General features: G+C 41.2%; 11 protein-coding genes. 9 read left to right on the top strand and 2 right to left on the bottom strand.

Annotation, left to right across the window (positions count from 1 at the left end; translation table 11 throughout):
- The first annotated feature begins 99 nt into the window (after window positions 1-99).
- The 6 genes from BLS33_RS19110 (at window position 100) to BLS33_RS19085 (ending at window position 11753) form a co-directional block, all read left to right on the top strand.
- A complete protein-coding gene (locus BLS33_RS19110) occupies window positions 100-3552 on the top strand; it encodes a TonB-dependent receptor (RefSeq protein WP_089893474.1) in 3453 nt (1150 codons plus the stop codon).
- Window positions 3553-3562: 10 nt separating this feature from the next.
- The gene (locus BLS33_RS19105) at window positions 3563-5017 is read left to right on the top strand and encodes a RagB/SusD family nutrient uptake outer membrane protein (protein WP_089893471.1); all 1455 of its coding nucleotides are present in this window, start codon (window positions 3563-3565) and stop codon (window positions 5015-5017) included.
- A 49-nt stretch (window positions 5018-5066) separates the two neighbouring features.
- The gene (locus tag BLS33_RS19100) at window positions 5067-6605 is read left to right on the top strand and encodes a sulfatase family protein (protein WP_089893468.1); all 1539 of its coding nucleotides are present in this window, start codon (window positions 5067-5069) and stop codon (window positions 6603-6605) included.
- Between the two features lie 108 nt (window positions 6606-6713).
- Window positions 6714-8186, top strand: a complete 1473-nt coding sequence (locus tag BLS33_RS19095) for a sulfatase family protein (RefSeq protein ID WP_089893541.1) — start codon at window positions 6714-6716, stop codon at window positions 8184-8186.
- A 13-nt stretch (window positions 8187-8199) separates the two neighbouring features.
- The gene (locus tag BLS33_RS19090; protein WP_089893465.1) at window positions 8200-9843 is read left to right on the top strand and encodes a sulfatase family protein; all 1644 of its coding nucleotides are present in this window, start codon (window positions 8200-8202) and stop codon (window positions 9841-9843) included.
- Window positions 9844-9893: 50 nt separating this feature from the next.
- On the top strand, window positions 9894-11753 hold the full coding sequence (locus BLS33_RS19085) for a sulfatase-like hydrolase/transferase (RefSeq protein ID WP_218129604.1): 1860 nt from the start codon (window positions 9894-9896) through the stop codon (window positions 11751-11753).
- Window positions 11754-11906: 153 nt separating this feature from the next.
- Here BLS33_RS19085 and BLS33_RS19080 read toward each other — a convergent pair whose 3' ends face one another.
- Window positions 11907-12926, bottom strand: a complete 1020-nt coding sequence (locus tag BLS33_RS19080; RefSeq protein WP_089893462.1) for an acyl-CoA dehydrogenase family protein — start codon at window positions 12924-12926, stop codon at window positions 11907-11909.
- A 368-nt stretch (window positions 12927-13294) separates the two neighbouring features.
- Between BLS33_RS19080 and BLS33_RS19075 the strand changes: the two genes are divergently transcribed.
- The 3 genes from BLS33_RS19075 (at window position 13295) to BLS33_RS19065 (ending at window position 19273) form a co-directional block, all read left to right on the top strand.
- Window positions 13295-13765, top strand: coding sequence for a (2Fe-2S)-binding protein (locus BLS33_RS19075; protein ID WP_089893460.1), 471 nt, complete (start codon window positions 13295-13297; stop codon window positions 13763-13765).
- On the top strand, window positions 13762-15954 hold the full coding sequence (locus BLS33_RS19070) for a xanthine dehydrogenase family protein molybdopterin-binding subunit (RefSeq protein WP_089893458.1): 2193 nt from the start codon (window positions 13762-13764) through the stop codon (window positions 15952-15954). Before BLS33_RS19075 ends, BLS33_RS19070 begins: the two co-directional genes overlap by 4 nt.
- A gap of 934 nt (window positions 15955-16888) precedes the next feature.
- Window positions 16889-19273 (top strand): glycoside hydrolase family 95 protein, encoded by a 2385-nt coding sequence (locus BLS33_RS19065; RefSeq protein WP_089893455.1) that lies wholly within the window; start codon window positions 16889-16891, stop codon window positions 19271-19273.
- Between the two features lie 113 nt (window positions 19274-19386).
- On the opposite strand, the gene BLS33_RS24685 is transcribed toward BLS33_RS19065, so the two are convergent.
- Window positions 19387-19572 carry an MFS transporter gene (locus BLS33_RS24685; protein WP_143017649.1) on the bottom strand — a complete coding sequence of 62 codons (186 nt, stop codon included), beginning with the start codon at window positions 19570-19572 and terminating at the stop codon, window positions 19387-19389.
- Between the last annotated feature and the right edge of the window lie 302 nt (window positions 19573-19874).

Here is a 19874-nt window from a genome sequence, read left to right as displayed (position 1 = left end):
CAGTACATTGAATAAAAAAATCGGAAAATGCTGTAACATTTCCCGATTGCAAAAAGTGATTAAACCCAATTGAGTAACCACTAATAAACATTCAAAATTATGAAAAAACCACCAAAGTCTGGGGCTGTTTTCCCTTGGCGTCTAAATTATAATGCAAAAATGAAGTTGTCACTTCTGTTTTTCGTTACCCTAAACTTTATAATGCAGGCGAATTCTTCTTATTCGCAAAAAACTAAAATTTCCATAGATAAGGAGGATGCTATGGTTCGGGACATTATCGATGAGATAGAAACGACCACTGAATTCAAATTTTTATTCAACACCAAAGCAGTAGATTTAAATCGTAAGGTGTCAATTAAAGTAAAAAGAGTTCCTATAGAACGTGTCTTGGAACTGCTTTTTAAAGAAGTAGATACATCATACGAGCTAGAGGATCGTAAAATATTATTGAAAAGGAAAACGGAAAAAAAGGGGGCCTTAGTGGTTCCGCCCATAATTAACTCCACAATACCGCAGAAGACAATAAATGGAAATGTCTCAGACATGAACGGGCAGCCTTTGCCCGGTGCAAATATTGTAGAGAAGAATACGACCAATGGTGTGACGGCCGATTTCGATGGAAATTTTTCAATACAAGTTTCAGATGAAAATGCCATTTTGGTGGTTTCCTATATAGGATTTGCTACGAAAGAAGTATTGTTAAATGGGCAGGCCACAATTAATATAGCACTTGAAGAAAGTGCATCAGGCCTAGATGAAGTTGTGGTTGTGGGGTATGGCTCTTTGAAAAAGGGAGATATCACCGGTTCTGTCGGATCTTTGAAGATGGACGAAACTTTAAAGAGTAGGGCAGTGGTTGATTTTGGCCAGGCGATGTCAGGTAAGGTTGCAGGAGTACAAGTTCTTAATGGCAGTGGTAGGCCTGGTACATCATCATCGATTCAAATTCGGGGTATTAATTCTATATCGGCCGGAAGCTCACCTTTAATTGTAATTGATGGTGTTCAATTGCCCGAATATAATTTGAACTCCATAAATAGTTCAGATATTGAGTCGATAGAAGTCTTAAAAGATGCTTCATCTGCATCAATCTATGGATCTAGGGGTGCTAATGGAGTCATTTTAGTTACTACAAAATCTGGAAAAGTAGGTGAGCCAGAACTACAGCTAAATTATACGACTAGTATTCAACAGGTAATCCGAAAAATAGATGTTATGGATGCTGCGGAATATGCGCAGACCGCTATTGATGGGGCCCAGAATGGATGGATAGACAGTGGAGGAGACCCTAATGCCCCGAACACATTGGAAGCCAGGGGAAACTATAAATATACATGGCCTATTGAGCTAGAATCTCCGGAAAATTTAGCCAACACTGATTTTCAAAATTTAATTTTTAGGGCTGCCCCTATACATAAAATTGATTTGAGTTATTCGGGAGGGGATGAAAAATCAAATTATAGTATTTCTGGTGGATATATTAATCAGGAGGGTATCGTAATTACTTCAGATTATCAGAAGTATTCTTTAAATATGAATGTGGAAACTAGAATAAAAGATTGGTTGAACGTGGGTGCTATGTTGAATACTGTTTATGACCATGAAAATGAACCGTATCGAAGAATTGTAGAGTGGGCGGTACAATACCCGGCCATATATCCAATTTATGGTAATGATGGATATTTAGGAGGACCTTTAACGGTAGACGGATTTGAGAACTATTCAGCAATTTTATTCAGACCTAATAATGGCCATCCTTTATACCGTATTAATGATGATATCCAGCATCGTAGGTTCACTACAATGGGTAATTTTTTCACTGAATTTAAATTCAACGATTATCTAAGTTTTAAGACATCATTCAATGCATTTTATAAAAATGAAGGCAACACGGACTATAATGCCGGAGATCATAATTTAGGTGATTCGTTCAAAACGACCGCACGTTTCACAGTTGATAATAATAGAACATTAAGTTATACATGGGGCAACCTTTTGACTTTTGATAAAAAGATTAATGATCATAGTGTAAATATAATTGCCGGTTTTGAGTACAACCACCGTGATTATTATATGGATTTGGCAAGAAGACAAGGTTATGATAATGATAACATACATTCACTCTCTGCAGGACAAGATATAATTGAAGCCACCGACGCAGCCACGCAGACCAATTTGGTATCGGTATTGGGCAGAATTAATTACAATTATTTAAGCAAATATATTGTAGCCGCTTCTTATAGAAGAGATGGCTCTTCAAGATTTGGACCGAATACGAAATGGGGAAATTTCTATTCTTTTTCTGGTGCGTGGAGGGTTTCTGATGAAGACTTTATGAAATCGTTTAAAAATGTAAGTAGTTTGAAGTTGAAGGCAAGTTACGGCGTCACGGGTAATGATAATTTTGCCGACTATAGGTGGATCAGTAAGTTGACTCAAGCTAGAACTGCGATAGGAAACAGTCTTATAACCACTTATTATCCCTCGAACATTGAAAACCCTGATTTGGAATGGGAGGGCACGAAACAATCAAATTTTGGTCTGGATTTGGGGTTGTTTCAAAGCAGGTTAAACATAGGTGCAGATTTTTATCATTCGAAATCTGATAATCTTTTACTTGATATTCCAATACCCTCAACAAGTGGATATACCAGTGCTTTCACCAATAATGGAGAAGTAGAAAACCAGGGCCTTGAAGTTGATATTCAAACAATCAATGTTTCAAACGAAAAACTCACATGGAGTACGCAGTTGAACTATTCAATGAATAGAAGCGAAGTGACACAGCTTGGTAGAAATAATGCACCAATGATTTTTAGTCTTGGAACGGCTGGTGGGATGCAGAAAATCAATCAAATAGGGGAGCCTGTTTTTGGTTTTTATGGATATCAATATGACGGAGTCTATATGAATCAGTCAGAAATAGATGAGGACCCTTCGAGTCCGGCATCGGCATCTCCTGGAGACGGTCGTTACAAAGATGTGAATGGAGATGGAGTCCTTAATTCCGATGATCGTACGATAATTGGAAATGTCCAGCCCGATTTCACATGGGGCCTCACAAATAACTTTATAATGGGCAATTTTGATTTAAGCTTTTCATTTCAAGGTGTAGTCGGTGGGGAAATCTACGATGACAATGCGCATAGGTCATTGTTTTATCATGAAGGACGTAATTATTTAGAAGAAGTGAATGGTAGATGGCGTTCAGAGGAGGACCCTGGTGATGGATATCATTTTAAAGTTTCCGTAGATGTTGATGGCTTAGAAAAGACGGCATCAAGTTATTGGCTCAGCAATGGAACTTACTTAAGACTAAAAGATGTGACTATTGGGTTTAAGTTGCCGGAAAACATCATTTCTAATTTTGGGATTTCAAATGCCCGATTGTTTTTTAATGGGGTCAATTTGTTTACGATTTCGGATGCTCCGATTTTTGATCCCGAAAACTTCTTGAATGCAAATGTGACCAGTCCGCTTTATCGAGGTGTAGGTGGCTCTGCCTATCCATCTGCGAAGGTATATTCCTTAGGGCTTAATGTAAAATTCTAATAATAGCGCAATGAAATACATATATATAATTTTTTTGATAATTGGATTGCTTGTTGGTTCGGCATGTAGTAACAAACTTGATCTTTATCCAACTACCCAACAAACCGAAGGAACATTTTATCAAAATGAACAAGAAATTGAACAAACAGTTGATGAAATTTATCACCAGTTAGGGTTGGTTTATAATGCTAATGGATTACCTGATCTTTTCGGTGAGTTGTATTCAGATAATACTCAAATATTATTGCGAACGGGCGCAAATAATTTTGGAGAGCAAATTACCGATTATTTTTTGCAATCAGACAACGGCCTAATTCGTTCGGCTTGGGAATCGTGTTACGGTGCTATTGGTATTTGCAACAATGCCATTTATCAACTTGAAAATACATCGGTTAAAATTGAACCATCGAGAATAGACCAGTTAAAGGCCCAAGCCACTTTTGTTAGGGCATTACTATATTTTAACATGGTTAGGGCTTGGGGAGCTATTCCTTATATCGATACTAAGATAACACCGGAAGAATCCTATAGCTATCTTAGGGTGGAACCTGATGAAATATATCAAAACCTTATTCAAGACCTTAATTTTGCCAAAGAAAACCTACCAGAGTCTTATACGGGAAATGATATTGGACGAGTCACAAAATATGCCGCGTCAGCAGTTTTGGCGAAAGTTTATCTAACACAAGGCAATAGCTCTGCGGCAAAAACAGAACTCGAAATTATCATAAACAGCAACCGTTATTCTTTAGATGCTAATAACGATGGTACGGTTAACGAAGAAGACTATTTGTTTCTATTTAAATCTGATACTAAAAACAGTAAATCATCTATACTCGAAGTTCAATATTTATCGGGAGTCAATGCTAGTAACGCTAACCATCAAGTCAATTATACACCGTTCTTTTTCGATTTTCACCTTCCGGATCAAGATATCACTTTTCGAGGAAATGGCCATAACACACCCAGCGAAGATTTAGAAATCGAGTTTGAGGAGAATGATCCGCGTAAAGAAACTAGCATTTACCCTGGGTATGAGAACCTTTCAACGGGAGAGTTTGTTGACTATCCCTTTACCATGAAATTTTTTGATCCAGATTACGAGAACGAAGGACAGAATTTTGAAATTATCAGATATGCGGATATTCTACTTATGTATGCTGAGATTACCCAAGATGCTCAGTATCTGAATATGGTGCGTGAAAGGGTTGGAATGCCAACTTTTGGAGCGGTAGGTTACCCGTCTGGTGATTTTCCAACTCTTCCCTTGGCAATAGAGCATGAAAGGAGAATTGAACTTTGTTTTGAATTCCATCGGTTTTTCGATTTAGTCCGGACCAATAGGGCAGTTCAAGTAATGGAGTCAAAAGGGTATAGCATAAGTGAGAGTAAATTAGTATTTCCAATACCCTTGAACGAAATTGACATTAACCCTGAAATAACCCAAAATAACGGTTATAACTAAGAAAAGTTATTTTCCACTGAAATCTTCATTTCACATATAGATAACAATTATGTTAAATCGACACACTTCTATAAGGAATAGTATATGCCACGTAGCTCTTTTTACAACGTTCGTTGTTCTATTAACAAGCTGTAAGGAAATCAGAGCTACTAATATAAAAGTGGATAAACGACCAAATATTCTATTGTTAATGTCTGACAATCAATCTTGGAATCACCTTGGTTGCTACGGAAACAAGGTACTCAAAACGCCTGCAATTGATAAGGTAGCCAAGGAGGGTGTTCTTTTTACAAATGCCTATTGTGCGGCACCCTCTTGTTCGCCTGCTCGAGCGGCGATGCTAACGGGACAGCATATATGGAGGTTAAAGGAAGCTGCTAATCTATGGAGCAGTTTTCCCCAGGTAAAAGTCTACTCAAAATTATTGGAAGATTCGGGCTATACGGTCGGTACGGAAGGAAAAGGATGGGGCCCTGGCAATGCAACGGTAAATGGTTGGAAGCACAATCCTGGTGGGAAAAGGTTTGATTCTTTCACAGAATTTTATAATGGAATTGAAAATGGTAACCCATGGATGTATTGGTTCAGTAGTCGAAATCCGCATAGGCCTTATGATGCGAATAGTTTGAATAAACGAAACATAGCCTTGGGCGATATCGAGGTTCCTTTGTACCTTCCGGATAATGAAAATGTCAGGAAAGATATAATTGACTACTACCATGAAATTGAGTCGTTCGATAAAGAAGTAGCGTCATTTATTAAGCTGATGACAGAAACGGGGCAACTTGAGAATACGATAATAATAGTTTGTAGTGACAATGGATGGCAGATGCCCAGAGGCTTGGCCAATTTATATGATTTTGGAACCAGGGTGCCGCTTATTATTTCTTGGCCTGGTCGTTTTATGGGTAACAGAAAAGTAAACGATTTTACAAGTTTGAATGATTTGGCTCCTACCTTTTTAGAACTTGCGGGAATTGATATTCCCAAAGAAATGACCTCAAAAAGTTTACTAGACATCTTATCGTCAAAAAAGTCTGGCAGATTAGAAGAAGACAGGAATTTCGTGGTCACAGCTAGGGAAAGACATGCTTTTGTAAGACAGGGTGGTGTAGGTTATCCCGGGAGGGCTATACGTACAGACGATTATCTCTATATTAGAAATTATAGACCTGAAGAATGGCCCGCCGGTGAACCCCCGCTTTATGGTGACGTAGATGCCCATATGTTACAATATTCTTCGCCGACCAAGATATTTATGTTGTCAAACAAAGAGGATGCCCTTGTCAAACCATTCTTTGAAACGGCCTTTGGTAAACGGCCAAGTGACGAACTTTATGACTTAGCGAAAGATCCAAATCAATTAAATAACGTTGCGGGGGAATTAGAATATGAAGGAGTTGAGAACTATCTTTCAAAAAAACTCACTGATTATTTAGTAGCCACACTTGACCCAAGGGAGACAGAAGTCGGTTTTGATTGGGATGCCGTAGAATATTATAAAGAACTGGATAAGCATCCGAAGCCTAGCAAAGAAGCGATTATAGTTTTAGGTCTCGAGGAGGAGTATAATTATGTAATAGACTGAACTCAACCTAATGATTTCAAGACCTTTTTTGGTATTATTTCCGAAAATAGTTCTAACCGAAAAATGGTCAAACAGCATATTTGAGATTAACCGATGAAAATTTATTACATGAAAAGACTAAATATATCATTCGTATTATTCATTTTCGCTTCTCTGGTCTTTGGGTATACCCAAGGACAGAGCGGGACTGTAATGAATGAGGCACCCAATATCATAGTGTTCATGGCCGATGATGTCAGCTGGAACGACCTTGGCTGTTACGGAAATACGTTCGTCGACACTCCCAATATCGATAAATTGGCTGCCAACGGAATGGGGTTCGACAATGCCGTCTTGACGGCAAGCTCTTGCAGCCCCAGCCGAATAAGCATAATGACCGGGCGTTATCCACATAATACCGGGGCAGCGGAACTTCATACCGAGCCAAAGGTAGATTTCGGGTCGATCGCCTCTAGTTTAAAGGCCAATGGCTACTATACAGGTCAAGCGGGCAAGTGGCATATGGGCAGTTTGCTGCGTAAGGGATTCGATAAAATATATGAGAAGAAGGAAGACAATGGGGATGGAGGGGAGAACATGTGGGTCCCGTCTATCGAGAATAGGGACAAGAACAAGCCTTTTTTCTTTTGGTTCGCGGCTTACGATGCCCACAGGATCTGGGGCGAGAACAGTTTTTCCAATACCCACGAACCTTCACGGATCGGTGTTCCGCCAACCTTGGTAGATAACGACAGTACGCGTTATGACCTGGCGCAGTATTATGATGAGATTAAGCGATTCGACCACCATATCGGCAAGGTCGTGGAAACGTTAAAAGCACAGGGTGTCTATGAGAATACGCTGATATTCGTAATGGCCGACAACGGCCGCCCGTTCCCCAGGGACAAGACAAGGATGTACGACTCGGGAATGAAGACGCCCTTTATCGCGCATTGGCCCGCCCGTTCTTTAAAGGGTGCAAGCAATAGCTTGATCAGTAGCGTTGATCTCGCCCCCACGATCTTGGATGCCTGCGATGTGGCCGTGCCAAAGACTTTTCAGGGAAAAAGTTTTAAAAGACTCTTCGAAGATCCATCAAAGGAATTTAGAACCTATGCGTTTGCCGAGCACAATTGGCATGATCATGAGGCCCATGAGCGCATGGCGAGGACCAAAGATTTTATCTACATCCTTAATTCCAGGCCGCAGTTTCCGAACCAAGGCCCTGCCGACGCCCTTAACAGCCCTACTTTCAGGTCGCTGCAGGAGCAAAACAAAAACAACAGTTTGACAGGCGCACAGTACGACGTGTTCTTGGCACCCAGACCAGCCGAGGAACTATATTCTGTCAAGAACGATCCGTTGCAACTCGATAATATAATCGACCGTAAAGATTACGTAGCCGTTCAGAAGGAACTCAAACGGGAACTGCAAAATTGGATGGAGAAAACGGGAGACGAAATCCCCGGGAACTTAACAAAGGATTGGTACACTAGGGACGGAGGAAAAAAAATAGGGAAGAATTTTAATATCAGGGGAGAAATGCCGGGCGTTCAGAACGGGGGAGAGCGTAGAAATACAATTAATGGTTTTAACGATTAAAATAACATTCAATATGAAGAACTTTGGTATACTAATTCTTGGTCTATTCTGCTTATTCGGTTGCAATGATCAAAAGAAAGAAAGTGACCCGACAAAAATTGCCGTTGATCAGCGACCTAATATACTTTGGATAGTGGCCGAAGATTTAAGTCCGGTATTGCCATCGTTTGGAGACTCCACAGTCGTTACCCCCAATATCAGCCGTTTGGCCGCAGAGGGAGTTAGGTATACAAATGTATTTTCTCCATCTGGTGTCTGTGCGCCTAGTAGGGCCGCAATTGCCACGGGTATGTACCAGAACCATATAGGGGCGCAACACATGAGAACCAGGGGAAATGGAAAATTCTTGCCAGAAGTAATTCAACCTTATGGTGCAATGCCTCCCGCCGATATAAAGATGCACAGTGAACATTTAAGGCTTGAAGGTTATTACTGTTCCAATAACAGTAAAGAGGATTATCAATTTATGGCACCTGTCACAGCATGGGACGAAAGCAGTAAAAAAGCCCACTGGAGAAACCGTGGGCCGAATCAGCCATTCTTCTCGATATTCAATCTTGGGGTTACCCATGAATCACAGATATGGGCTAAAGCCAAAGATTCGCTGTGGGTGGATAAAGATTTAGATGTGCCCGTACCCCCCTATTTGCCGGACAATGAAATAGGGCGTACAGATGTCAGAAGAATGTATTCCAATGTTAAGGAAATGGACCATCAAGTAGGTGAAATACTGGCCCAGTTGGAAGAGGACGGCTTATTGGAAAATACGATTATATTCTGGTATGCCGACCATGGCGGACCCTTACCGCGGCAAAAGCGTCTTTTGTATGATTCGGGAATGAAATTGCCATTGGTAATACGATATCCGGAGAAGAAGAATGCGGGTACAATAGATGATCGTTTGATAAGTTTTGTAGATTTTAAGCCCACTTTGTTGTCTTTGGCGGGAATCCAACCGCCCGAAAATCTTGACGGTAGAGCCTTTGCTGGAGAATTCGAATCCAAGGACAGGAGAGAATATGTATATGGTGCAGCGGACCGGTTTGATAAACGATACGATATGATTCGGGCGGTTCGTGACAATCGCTATAAATATTTAAAAAATTTCCGCACGGAACAGGGCTATTATTTGCCCGTAGCCTATCGAGAGCAAATGCCTATTATGCAAGAATTACTTCGAATGCGGGATAATGGGGAGCTTAATAAAAATCAGGCACAATGGTTTCGGGACAAAAAGGCGCCCGAAGAATTATTCGATACTTGGAACGACCCCTACGAACTGAACAGTTTGGTAAGCAACCCCGAATTTAAAGAAAAATTGGAAGAACTGAGAAACGAATGTGAGCGCTGGATGACATCAATAGACGACAAAGGCTTAATGCCCGAAAAAGAATATGTAGCGTCAATTTGGCCCTCTGGAACCCAGCCTAAAACACAGGATCCCTTAATTGACGGGACAAATGATCGGATAGCAATTAGTTGTAAAACGGATGGGGCTTCCATTGGGTATCAAATTTTAAAGGATAAGGAAGAAGTCGGGAATGTGTGGCAGGTTTATAAAGAGCCTTTTTCTTTAAAAGAAAATGAACGTGTCACAGCCTTGGCCCATAGAATAGGATACCTACAAAGCAATCATGTTTCTTTCGGAAATGATTGAGTTTTAAACTTAAGGAATACTGTGGTTCAATTTCAAATAGAAATAATAGAATGAAAACAGAATACAATATACTTTTTGTGATTTTCATGGTGTGTTGGTATAGTTCTGCTCAAGAAATGGCTAGACCTAATATTCTTTGGATATCCGCGGAAGATATAAGTCCGGCTTTTGGGTGTTATGGTGATAAATATGCAACAACCCCATATATAGATGAGTTGGCAAAGAATGGATTAGTATTTACCAATGCATTTTCCACGGCCCCTATTTGTTCCCCTTCTCGCTCGGCATTGATTACTGGTTTATACGCCACTTCAGCAGGTACTCAAAATTTAAGGTCGGAGATAAATATCCCCGATTACCTAAAGACAATTCCAGAGATTTTAAGGGAGGAAGGATACTATTGCACAAACAATTCAAAAACTGACTATAATTTTGATCCTAAAGGACGTTGGAACGAGAACGGGAAAGAGGCCCATTGGAAGAATCGTCCAAGGCAAACTCCTTTTTTCAGCGTTTATAATTTTGGAGAAACTCATGAGGGAAATGGAAATAGTACAGATGATACTTTTACCAAGGAAGTAGTGAAAAAACATAATCCGCAAGAGGCTCAATTACCTGTTTATTTTCCTAAAACAGAAGAGTTCAAAAAGATATGGGCGAGATACTATGATTTGATAACGGTATTTGATAAGCGGGTGGGGAGCTTGGTTGCAGAACTTAAAGCTTCGGAAGAATTCGAGAATACAATAATATTTGTTTTTTCCGACCATGGTTTTGGTTTGCCTAGATACAAACGGTGGCTTTATAGCACTGGGCTACATGTTCCTTTGGTGATGCATATTCCTGAAAGATACAGAGATCAGTTTAGGATTGAAAATGGCACCAACAACCAGATGGTGAGTTTTATTGATTTTGCGCCCACGGTTCTTGAATTAGCAGGAATTGATGCTACGAGGTATATGCAAGGACAATCTGTTTTTTCCCCAGATAATCGAACCGACCATTTACTGGGGGCCCGCAGTAGGGCTGACGATGTCTATGATATTTCTAGGTCCATACGAACAAAAGATTTTATGTATATACGGAATTACATGCCCCATCTTCCGTATATACAGAATAGTCTCATATTTTCTGATAAAAAGAACAGTTTTGCTGAACTTTTGAGGTTAAAGTCCTTAGGGAAGCTAAACCCGGAAGCCGAAGAATTTTGGAATCCAAAAGCAACTGAAGAGCTGTATTATTTAAAAAATGATTTAGAAGAAGTAATAAATATCGCCAATAATCCAAAATACCAGGATGTATTGAAAAACATGAGGGAAAAACTCCATACTAAGATTTTGGAATCTAAGGATATCGGATTTTTACATGAATCCGAATATATGGAGAGGTCTAAGAATATAACGCCCTATGATTATGCTCAAAGCAAGAATTATCGCCTTAATGAAATTTATGAAGCCGCAGAACTGGTAGGTCGAAAAGAAGTCAGTAATGCGATATTATATGCTAAAGCAAGAGACAACGATAGTGGAGTGCGGTTTTGGGCTATAGTGGCTCTGCGTCAGCGTTTGTCTAATAATAAGGAACTAAAACAAATACTATTAAATGCTTTAGACGATTCTTCACCTGCAGTTGCATTGATAGCTGCCGAGACATTGTGTGCAATAAATATGGAAAATAGGGCACTTCCTGTAATCGAAAAATATCTTAAGGATGAGAGGCCAACGGTAGTACTTCAGGCCGCTATGACCGCAAGATTGATTGAAAGAAAAGCGAGCCCCTTGGTTAATGTTGTGGAGCATGAATTTGAGAAGTATAAAGGGGATGTATGGGGGAGATATAAAAATTGGTATTATCCTATGTTTATTGGTTTCGCATTTGACCAAATACTAATGAACTGTAGTGTTGAATAATTAATGGAATAATTCTTCTCTTTCTATAGGGTGTGATTTTCTTTTATCCGCTTATTAAGTTAATCTTTGGAATGTAACCCTAACTTGTTTTTAGGGAAGCTTAAAAACGAAATCCCTTTTTACGGCACTGAGGCTAATACAAAAGTAACAGTTCTAATCTTGAGAAAAAATATGATGCTGGGTTGCCGTAAAGTAGTCCCGGAATATTTGGTTTAAAACGGTGTTTTCATTACAAGATCGTATACCGAGCAACGGGAATACAGCTATGATACTTTTAGAAATTTCTTGTACCGAGCGCGATGCCGTATCATGAATTTGTTGGATCAATTCTTCGGAGAACGACTTTTCTTCGCTCAATAGCTGTTCTATTTCTTGAACATAAGTGTCAACTTGTTTGTTTGCGATGTTGACGATAGAGGTCAGGGTTGTCAGCTTACACTCATCTAAGCTATGGGAAGCCTCCTCGAGGTAGTGCTCTGCCATTCCGATGTAGTTGACCCACAGGGTTAAATCGGCAAATACCGAAAAATGGATTTTATAGACCAATTGGGGCAGGTAAAAGCGATTGTACAAAAAACTGTATTTATGGTCGACCACCACATTGTTCACGCTAAATGAACGCGTTGCCGTAGCTTTCATCCCCATAGTATCCCAATCGTCATAAATGGTCACCTGGTTTCGGGGAACAATAAAGGAACGGATCAGAGGATCCATATTTTCGTCTAGCAACGGCTCACCATTTTCCATAATTTTCGCATTTAAGGTGAAATGCGAAAGGTAGGGTGCCCCTGTGGCATATTTCCAAGTACCTGAAATCTTATAATTATTCCCTTGTTTTTCCGCGGTTCCGAAGGCCCCGCCACTACCTCCGAAACAAACGGGGCCTTGCTCATCGACAAAAATCTCTTGGGCGACCTCGGGCCGTAGGTTTCCTATAAAATAGTTGGCACCGCTACAGAGCGTGATCGTCCAACCTAGGCTTCCGTCGATCTTGGCCAAAGATTTAAGTGTATTCAGACCTTCGGGAAGGGTAGATTCAAGTCCTCCATACTTTTTGGGCACCCAAAGGTTCCAATAGTTGTGCTGCTCGATCCATTGCAAGGTTTCAACGGAGTAAAGGTCTTGGTTAAGACAGCGTTCCCTAACCGTCCGTATATCGTTAATTTGATTCATTTTTGACAATTTTCAACTGAACACCCTGCATCACTTTTAATTTGTGTAACTATGACCTCCTCCATATTTAGTTGCTGGTCATAACTAGGGAATCAGGGTTATTTTTATTCTTTTCGCTGTACTCGTGGAGTAGCCATTTCCCCCGAAAAGTTTTAGGCCCCAAAGCTATTATAATCCTCTTGTTAAAGAAATTAGTATCTGGAAAATTTGACGTTTTTTTTGTATCTTCTCTTCCATTATTTCAAATGCCTCCCCCAAGGTCTCCGGCAAGGAACGCCTTTTTACGTACATGCTTGGATTTTCCGTTTCGATTTTCAAGGGTATGCAATACATTATAAGTAATCAGCGTAAGAACAAAATAAATTTCTATGGCTTCAATATCACTTAAAGTAAACGGTAAGGTCTACCAGATCGAGGCAGAGGATGATATTCCATTATTATGGGCACTCCGTGATCATGTCGGCCTAGTGGGCACCAAGTATGGCTGTGGCATTGCTCAATGTGGCTCTTGCACAGTGCTTGTTGGCGGCGTGGCAACGCGTTCATGTATGATGCCCGCAAAGTCGTTGGGCGAAGCAGAAATTATCACCATCGAAGGCCTGGCCGAGAATGGGGGCAAGGCCCTACAAGATGCCTGGGTAGAGCACGATACGCCACAATGCGGTTACTGCCAAGCGGGGCAGATCATTTCGGCGGCAGGATTGCTGAAATCAAATCCCAATCCGACAGATGAAGAAATTGACACGGCCATGCGGGGAAATATCTGCCGTTGCGGGTCGTATGTACGAATCAAAGCGGCAATTAAGACGGCAATCAAGAAGGGAGGGGTTGTAGCATGACCAAGATAAATCTTAGCAGAAGGGGCTTTATAAAGGTTACAGGACTTGCAGGTAGCGGTCTTGTACTAGGTTTCCATTGGGCCGGATGTACGCCTGTTAGACCAGCGGAAGCGGCAAAGGTCGTACTTGAACCAAATGCATATATAAAAATTTTGTCCGATGGTATGGTAACACTCATGTCACCAGTTCCCGAGATAGGGCAGGGGATCAAGACCGCAATCCCTATGATCATAGCGGAAGAACTTGATGTAAGTTGGGACAACGTCATAATCGAACAGGCGCCGTTGGCACCTGATTTGTACGTAAGGCAAAGTGCGGGCGGTAGTCAGGCCGTTCGCCAATTGTGGACCACGGTTCGCACCGCAGGAGCTGCAGGCCGTAGGATGTTGATGGAAGCAGCTGCAAGGGAGTGGAAAGTGCCAGTAGCCGAATTAACGACGAGTGAAGGTATAATCAATCATGGGAAGAGTGGTAATTCCATAGGGTATGGAGACATTGCATCAAAAGCCAACGATATCGAGGTGCCCGAGGAAGTGACTTTGAAAGATCCCGGGAATTTCAAAATAATAGGAACATCCAAAAAGAATGTCGACGTCCGTGACATTGTGGAAGGAAAACCATTATTTGGAATGGACATGAAAAAAGAGGGTACTGTAATTGCAATGATCACACACCCTCCGGCCTTTGGAATGAAGCCAAAATCTGTAGATGACAGCGCTGCTAGGGCCATTCCCGGCATCAAGGATGTATTTACGATTACGGTCTTCCCTGAAGATATCGAAACACGCTGGTCGGGCAATAATGCGTTTCCTGAACTTGTCGTGGTTACCGGAGAAAGCACCTGGAACGTAATGAAGGCAAAAAAGGCGCTAAAGATCGAATGGGAAACGGTGACGCCCGGTGAAAACACGGAAGACCATATGAAACAGATGGAAAGCCAGATCAGCGGTAAAATGACAGCACCGGACAGGATAGATGGAGACCCGAAAGCGGCCTTTAGGAAAGCGGTAAAGGTAATTGAGCGTACGTATTCAGCACCTTTTTTACCACACAATACTATGGAGCCTATGAATTTTTATGCCCATGTCACTGGTGATAAAATAGAATTGGAAGGACCCACACAAACCCCCCAAAGGCTACGTGATATAACCGCTCAAATTATGGGTATTCCAGAAGAAAACATTACTGTCAATATCCTTCGCGCGGGTGGGGGATTCGGGCGTAGGTTATACGGGCATTATGGCGTAGAAGCGGCTGTGATCTCAAAGCGGATCAACGCTCCCGTCCATTTGATTTACACGCGTGAAGACGATATGACCCAAGGAACATACCGTCCCGATTATCGGGTCAGGTATAAAGCAGGTATTGATGCAAATAATAACCTCGTTGCCCTTACTGTTTCCGGTACAGGGACCAATGGAGGGCCAGTGGCGAGCAACCGTTTTCCTGCGGGTGCATTAGACCATTATGCAGCAAAAAATTACAGTTTGAAATCTAATATATCGACCGGTGCATGGAGGGCCCCACGGTCAAATTTCATTGCCGGGGCCGAACAATCGTTCCTTGATGAAGTGGCCGAGGCCTGTGGAAAGAATCCAATGGATTTTAGATTGGAATTGCTCGAAAGGGCCAAAAACGACCCAGTTGGTGAAAAGAATGATTACGACCCTGACCGCTTTATCGCACTGCTCAATTTGATCAAGGAAAAATGTGAATGGGGCAACAAAGTGGAAGGAGTACATCGGGGCATTTCAGCCTACTACTGTCACAACAGTTATATTGCACAGGTGATCGATATAGAAATGAAAGATAATAAACCAGTGATCAAAAAAGCATGGTGTGCGGTCGATTGCGGTATTGTTATCAATTTAGATGGAGCCAAAAACCAAGTTGAAGGCGGAATAATGGATGGCATTGGTCATGCCCTATACGGAAACATCACGTTTAAAGATGGGGTCGTCGATCAAAAGAATTTTGACACGTATCGTCTCATTCGGCACGGGGAAGGACCCGAAGCCGTAGAGACCTACTTTATTGATAACGACATCGACCCTACCGGATTAGGTGAGCCCGCCCTGCCACCCGTTGCCGGTGCATTGGCCAACGCCTTGTACAGGGCCACAGGGAAACGCCTCTACCATCAACCCTATATTCTTGAACTGGAAGGAAGGGAAATCAACTTGGGGTAATAAAACCAATACCAGAATAATTATACAGCGCCAATATTATCTATGGGCGCTGTTTTTTTGTGCTCCCTAACGATTTTGAAGAAAGCTTTAGTTTTTTTAATTATATTTTAGGAGTATAACTGCAATCATAAAAAATATCTCCAAAAGGTGTTATGTAAAAATATAGCTAGACGGCTGATTTCATAACGATATCGACAAATTTTGTTGACTGATACTCCTTTCGTAAATAAAATTCTATATTTCACCGATTTGTTAATTATTGGCAATAACTAAACATTTTTTTAATCTTGTTGCTTTAACAGTTTTACGATATTTAGGAATATAATAAACAACATTTTTTAATACAATTAAACGATGCGTTCCTACAATTGGAGATAAGTATCGGTTTGGAATTTCTAAGTTTATCCATATAGATTTTTGGGATACATGAGTTTTAATGTAAAACTTCAGTTTATATAAATATCGAGCAGTGGATTACAACAGATAATAAATAGAGGTTTGTATTTAGAAAAAAAGCGCAGATAAACTATGAAAAAAACTAATGGCAGAGTAAATGAGGGTAAGCTTGCGAGGCATGGTTTAAATACGCCCTGTCATTCACTTCCTTCTGTTAGTGATATCGAAGCGCAAAATATGCATATCCTGGGGATTCCCATTTCGAAATGAATCAGGGAGCCTACCCAGTAATAGAGAAGGAAGTCAAAAAGAGAGATATTGTTAAAGTAAAAATGGTTCAGGGAGGCGATCATGTGATTCGGTCGACAATACAATAGAGCACTAATTCAAAGAATACATTCCATCCATAAAAAATTAGAAGTTTTATGAAAACGCGAAGTCTATCCGCAATAAAAAACGCCCCCATTTTTTTAGGGGTTTTATTTACTATTTCCCTGCGAATCGCAGAAGTTATTGTCAAATAAATAAAAATCGATTTATGAGTAATATTTATAGAGTATTTCTTTCGCTTGTAATATTCTGTTGCGCGATGCAGGACGTGAATGGTCAAAATGAATTATGGTTTTCCGCTCCGGCAGAACGTTGGTTCGAGGCGCTACCCATTGGAAACGGCATGCAGGGAGCTATGGTTTATGGTGGAATAAAGGAAGAACAATTAGCACTTACTGAAAACACCTATTATTCGGGTGAGGTTTCGCAGAACATCCAAAAAGGTGCCTCGGGCTATATGCCGAAGATTCGAAAGGCTTTATTGTCAAATGACCACCAAACCGTGGAAACCCTTTCCAAGAATATTTTGGGAGAGAAGTCAAATTACGGCACCAATTTGCCCATGGCAAACCTTAAAATTGGTTTTGAACACGGTGAAAATGTAAAAGGTTATAAGCGTTCCTTAAGTCTAAATAATGCCGCAGTAAGGATTAATTATAATATAGGGAACGTTACGTATACTCGGGAATATTTGGCCTCCAACCCCGATGGTGTCATTGCCATCCGCTTTACAGCTAATAAAAAAGAAGCCTTGAATTTTACTTTGGAACTGGACGGTTACGAGCGCCCCTTGGAGGTTTCGAGCGATGGCAGCAATTTGTTTTTTACCTGTAAGGCGTGGGAAAAAAAACATAGTGATGGGCGAACGGGAGTAGATGGCCATGGTGCCATTTCGGTTACCGAAAACGATGGCACGACTTCCTATGAAAATGGAAAACTACTTATTTCCAAGGCTTCCAATGTTACCGTGGTGCCTACGATGGCCACTTCTTTTATGGGTAATGACTCCAAAAAGTACATTTCCGAAAAAATGGCCTTGGCGAAAAAGAAATCATTCCAACAGCTGAAAAAATCACATGAAGAAGATTACCGAAAACTTTTCCACAGGATGAGTTTTGCATTAGGCTCGGATTTACAAACGGAAGTGCCTACCGATGAGCGGGTGAAAAAAGTTGCCGCTGGCGGAACGGATACCGGACTCATTCCCCTAATGTATCAATATGCCCGTTATTTGACAATTGCGAGCAGTAGGGAAAATTCGGTTTTACCTAGCCACCTTCAAGGTATCTGGAATGACAACATCGCTTGCCAAATCGGCTGGACCTGCGATATGCACTTGGATGTGAATACCCAAATGAATTATTGGCTTACCGAGACCACGAACCTACAGGAATGCGCTACGCCCTTGTTTTCTTGGATCGAGAATACCTTGGTGCCTTCTGGTGAAAAAACTGCAAAAGGAGTGTATGGCGCAAATGGATGGGTAGCCCATACAGTATCTAATCCGTGGGGGTTTACGGCTCCCGGTTGGGATACGGGCTGGGGTCTACACCCGACCGGAGGGGCATGGGTTGCTTCGCATCTGTGGGATCACTATGCCTTTACGGGGGATGTTGCCTTCCTTAGAGATCGCGCTTATCCGGTTCTTAAAGGTAGTGCGGAGTTCTTTATGGATTATATGTTTCTTGATTCTGAAACCGGACATTGTATGACCGGGCCTTCCTATTCCCCCGAAAATAAATTTTTAATCGATGGCGAACGGTTCGCATTGGGCCGAATGCCGACTTCTGACCTTGTGGTAATTAGGAAAATACTAAAAACCTGTATCAAGAGCGCAAAAATTTTGGGAATCGATAAAGAATTCGCTGGCCGTTTAGAGAAGTATCTAGAGGAAATGCCTCCGTATCAGATTGGCTCCAAAGGGCAGCTTCAAGAATGGTATTTCGATTATGAAGAAGCGCTGCCCAACCATAGGCATATGACCCATTTGTTGGGTGTTTTTCCGTACGCTTCCATTACGCCCGAGGTTACACCTGAATTTGCCGATGCCGCTTGGAAATCGGTCTTGCTCCGAAAAACACCCAAAGAAAACTGGGAGGATACTGGTTGGGCCAGATCGATGCTTCTATTGAATTCCGCACGTTTATGGAAACCTGAGGCGGCCTATGAGAACTTGACCGATATGCTCAGATTACTTACGGAGGACAATTTGATGGTCATCCATCCACCAACTGCAGGGGCGCAATCCAATGTGTACGAACTGGACGGAAACACCGGAATGTGTGCAGGTGTGACCGAAATGCTTTTTCAATCGCATCTTACCGCGAAAGACATTAACGTTCAAAAATTGAAGAGCGCCGCCGATACGCCGATACTTCACTTGCTACCGGCCCTGCCCTCGGAATGGGCCGAAGGCGAAATAAAAGGGTTACTGGCTAGGGGAGGGTTTGAAGTGAATATTCGGTGGAAAGAAAATAAAAACATAGAGGCCAAAGTAACCTCCAAAACCGGCCGACCTGTGGTTTTACGATATCAAAATCAATTTATAGAATTGGATTTAAAACGTGGGGAATCCTACACTTGGAAACCGTAAAATGCATCTTTGTATCTAAGATAACACATGAAATTTAATAGAGTTTCCTAACCAAAAAGAAGAAATACTACCGTACACAGAACAAAATATTAGGAGTTAAAAAATTAAGTGGTTTAGAAATCTGAGTAAGGTGGGTTTGAGTATACTTGTGCCTTGCCTCTAATACGATTGGGGAAAATCTCTGATACCAGTACCCAAAAAACAGGAGCAAGAATAAGCACATAAATAGCTATTGCGTTAACGACCAAAACTACCAACAAAACCCTTGAAGTTTGAAAAAGTAGAACAGTACAGAATATCGTTTAAAAATGAAGTAACATCCTTCTTATCACAATCGGTGATGTTCACTATTTCGGGACGGTTTGTTTTGAGCCATTTGAGAAAATTCTTGATTTTGTTCTCATAGCCTCTTTTGGTCGTCGGGCTTTATATTTTTTCCTTGCGGGCAAATCGTATGCACTTTCGTATTCAAGGGCAACAAGTTCGTTAAAATTAGTCATAAAAAAACGGCTTAGCGAAAACTAAACCGTTGTTTTTAAATATTTTACTCTTAGTAGCGGGGACTGGACTCGAACCAGCGACCTTCGGGTTATGAGCTTGA

Origin of the sequence: Kriegella aquimaris, from assembly GCF_900103215.1 — a bacterium.
Taxonomy (GTDB): domain Bacteria; phylum Bacteroidota; class Bacteroidia; order Flavobacteriales; family Flavobacteriaceae; genus Kriegella; species Kriegella aquimaris.
The sequence above is the reverse complement of the archived record's forward strand: the minus strand, read 5'-3'. Positions and strand labels throughout refer to the sequence as shown.

Excerpts from the sequence above, each read along its gene's own strand:
- BLS33_RS19110 (WP_089893474.1), top strand. The coding sequence starts at position 100 with ATGAAAAAACCACCAAAGTCTGGGGCTGTTTTCCCTTGGCGTCTAAAT.
- BLS33_RS19105 (WP_089893471.1), top strand. The coding sequence starts at position 3,563 with ATGAAATACATATATATAATTTTTTTGATAATTGGATTGCTTGTTGGT.
- BLS33_RS19100 (WP_089893468.1), top strand. The coding sequence starts at position 5,067 with ATGTTAAATCGACACACTTCTATAAGGAATAGTATATGCCACGTAGCT.
- BLS33_RS19095 (WP_089893541.1), top strand. The coding sequence starts at position 6,714 with ATGAAAAGACTAAATATATCATTCGTATTATTCATTTTCGCTTCTCTG.
- BLS33_RS19090 (WP_089893465.1), top strand. The coding sequence starts at position 8,200 with ATGAAGAACTTTGGTATACTAATTCTTGGTCTATTCTGCTTATTCGGT.
- BLS33_RS19085 (WP_218129604.1), top strand. The coding sequence starts at position 9,894 with ATGAAAACAGAATACAATATACTTTTTGTGATTTTCATGGTGTGTTGG.
- BLS33_RS19080 (WP_089893462.1), bottom strand. The coding sequence starts at position 12,926 with ATGAATCAAATTAACGATATACGGACGGTTAGGGAACGCTGTCTTAAC.
- BLS33_RS19075 (WP_089893460.1), top strand. The coding sequence starts at position 13,295 with ATGGCTTCAATATCACTTAAAGTAAACGGTAAGGTCTACCAGATCGAG.
- BLS33_RS19070 (WP_089893458.1), top strand. The coding sequence starts at position 13,762 with ATGACCAAGATAAATCTTAGCAGAAGGGGCTTTATAAAGGTTACAGGA.
- BLS33_RS19065 (WP_089893455.1), top strand. The coding sequence starts at position 16,889 with ATGAGTAATATTTATAGAGTATTTCTTTCGCTTGTAATATTCTGTTGC.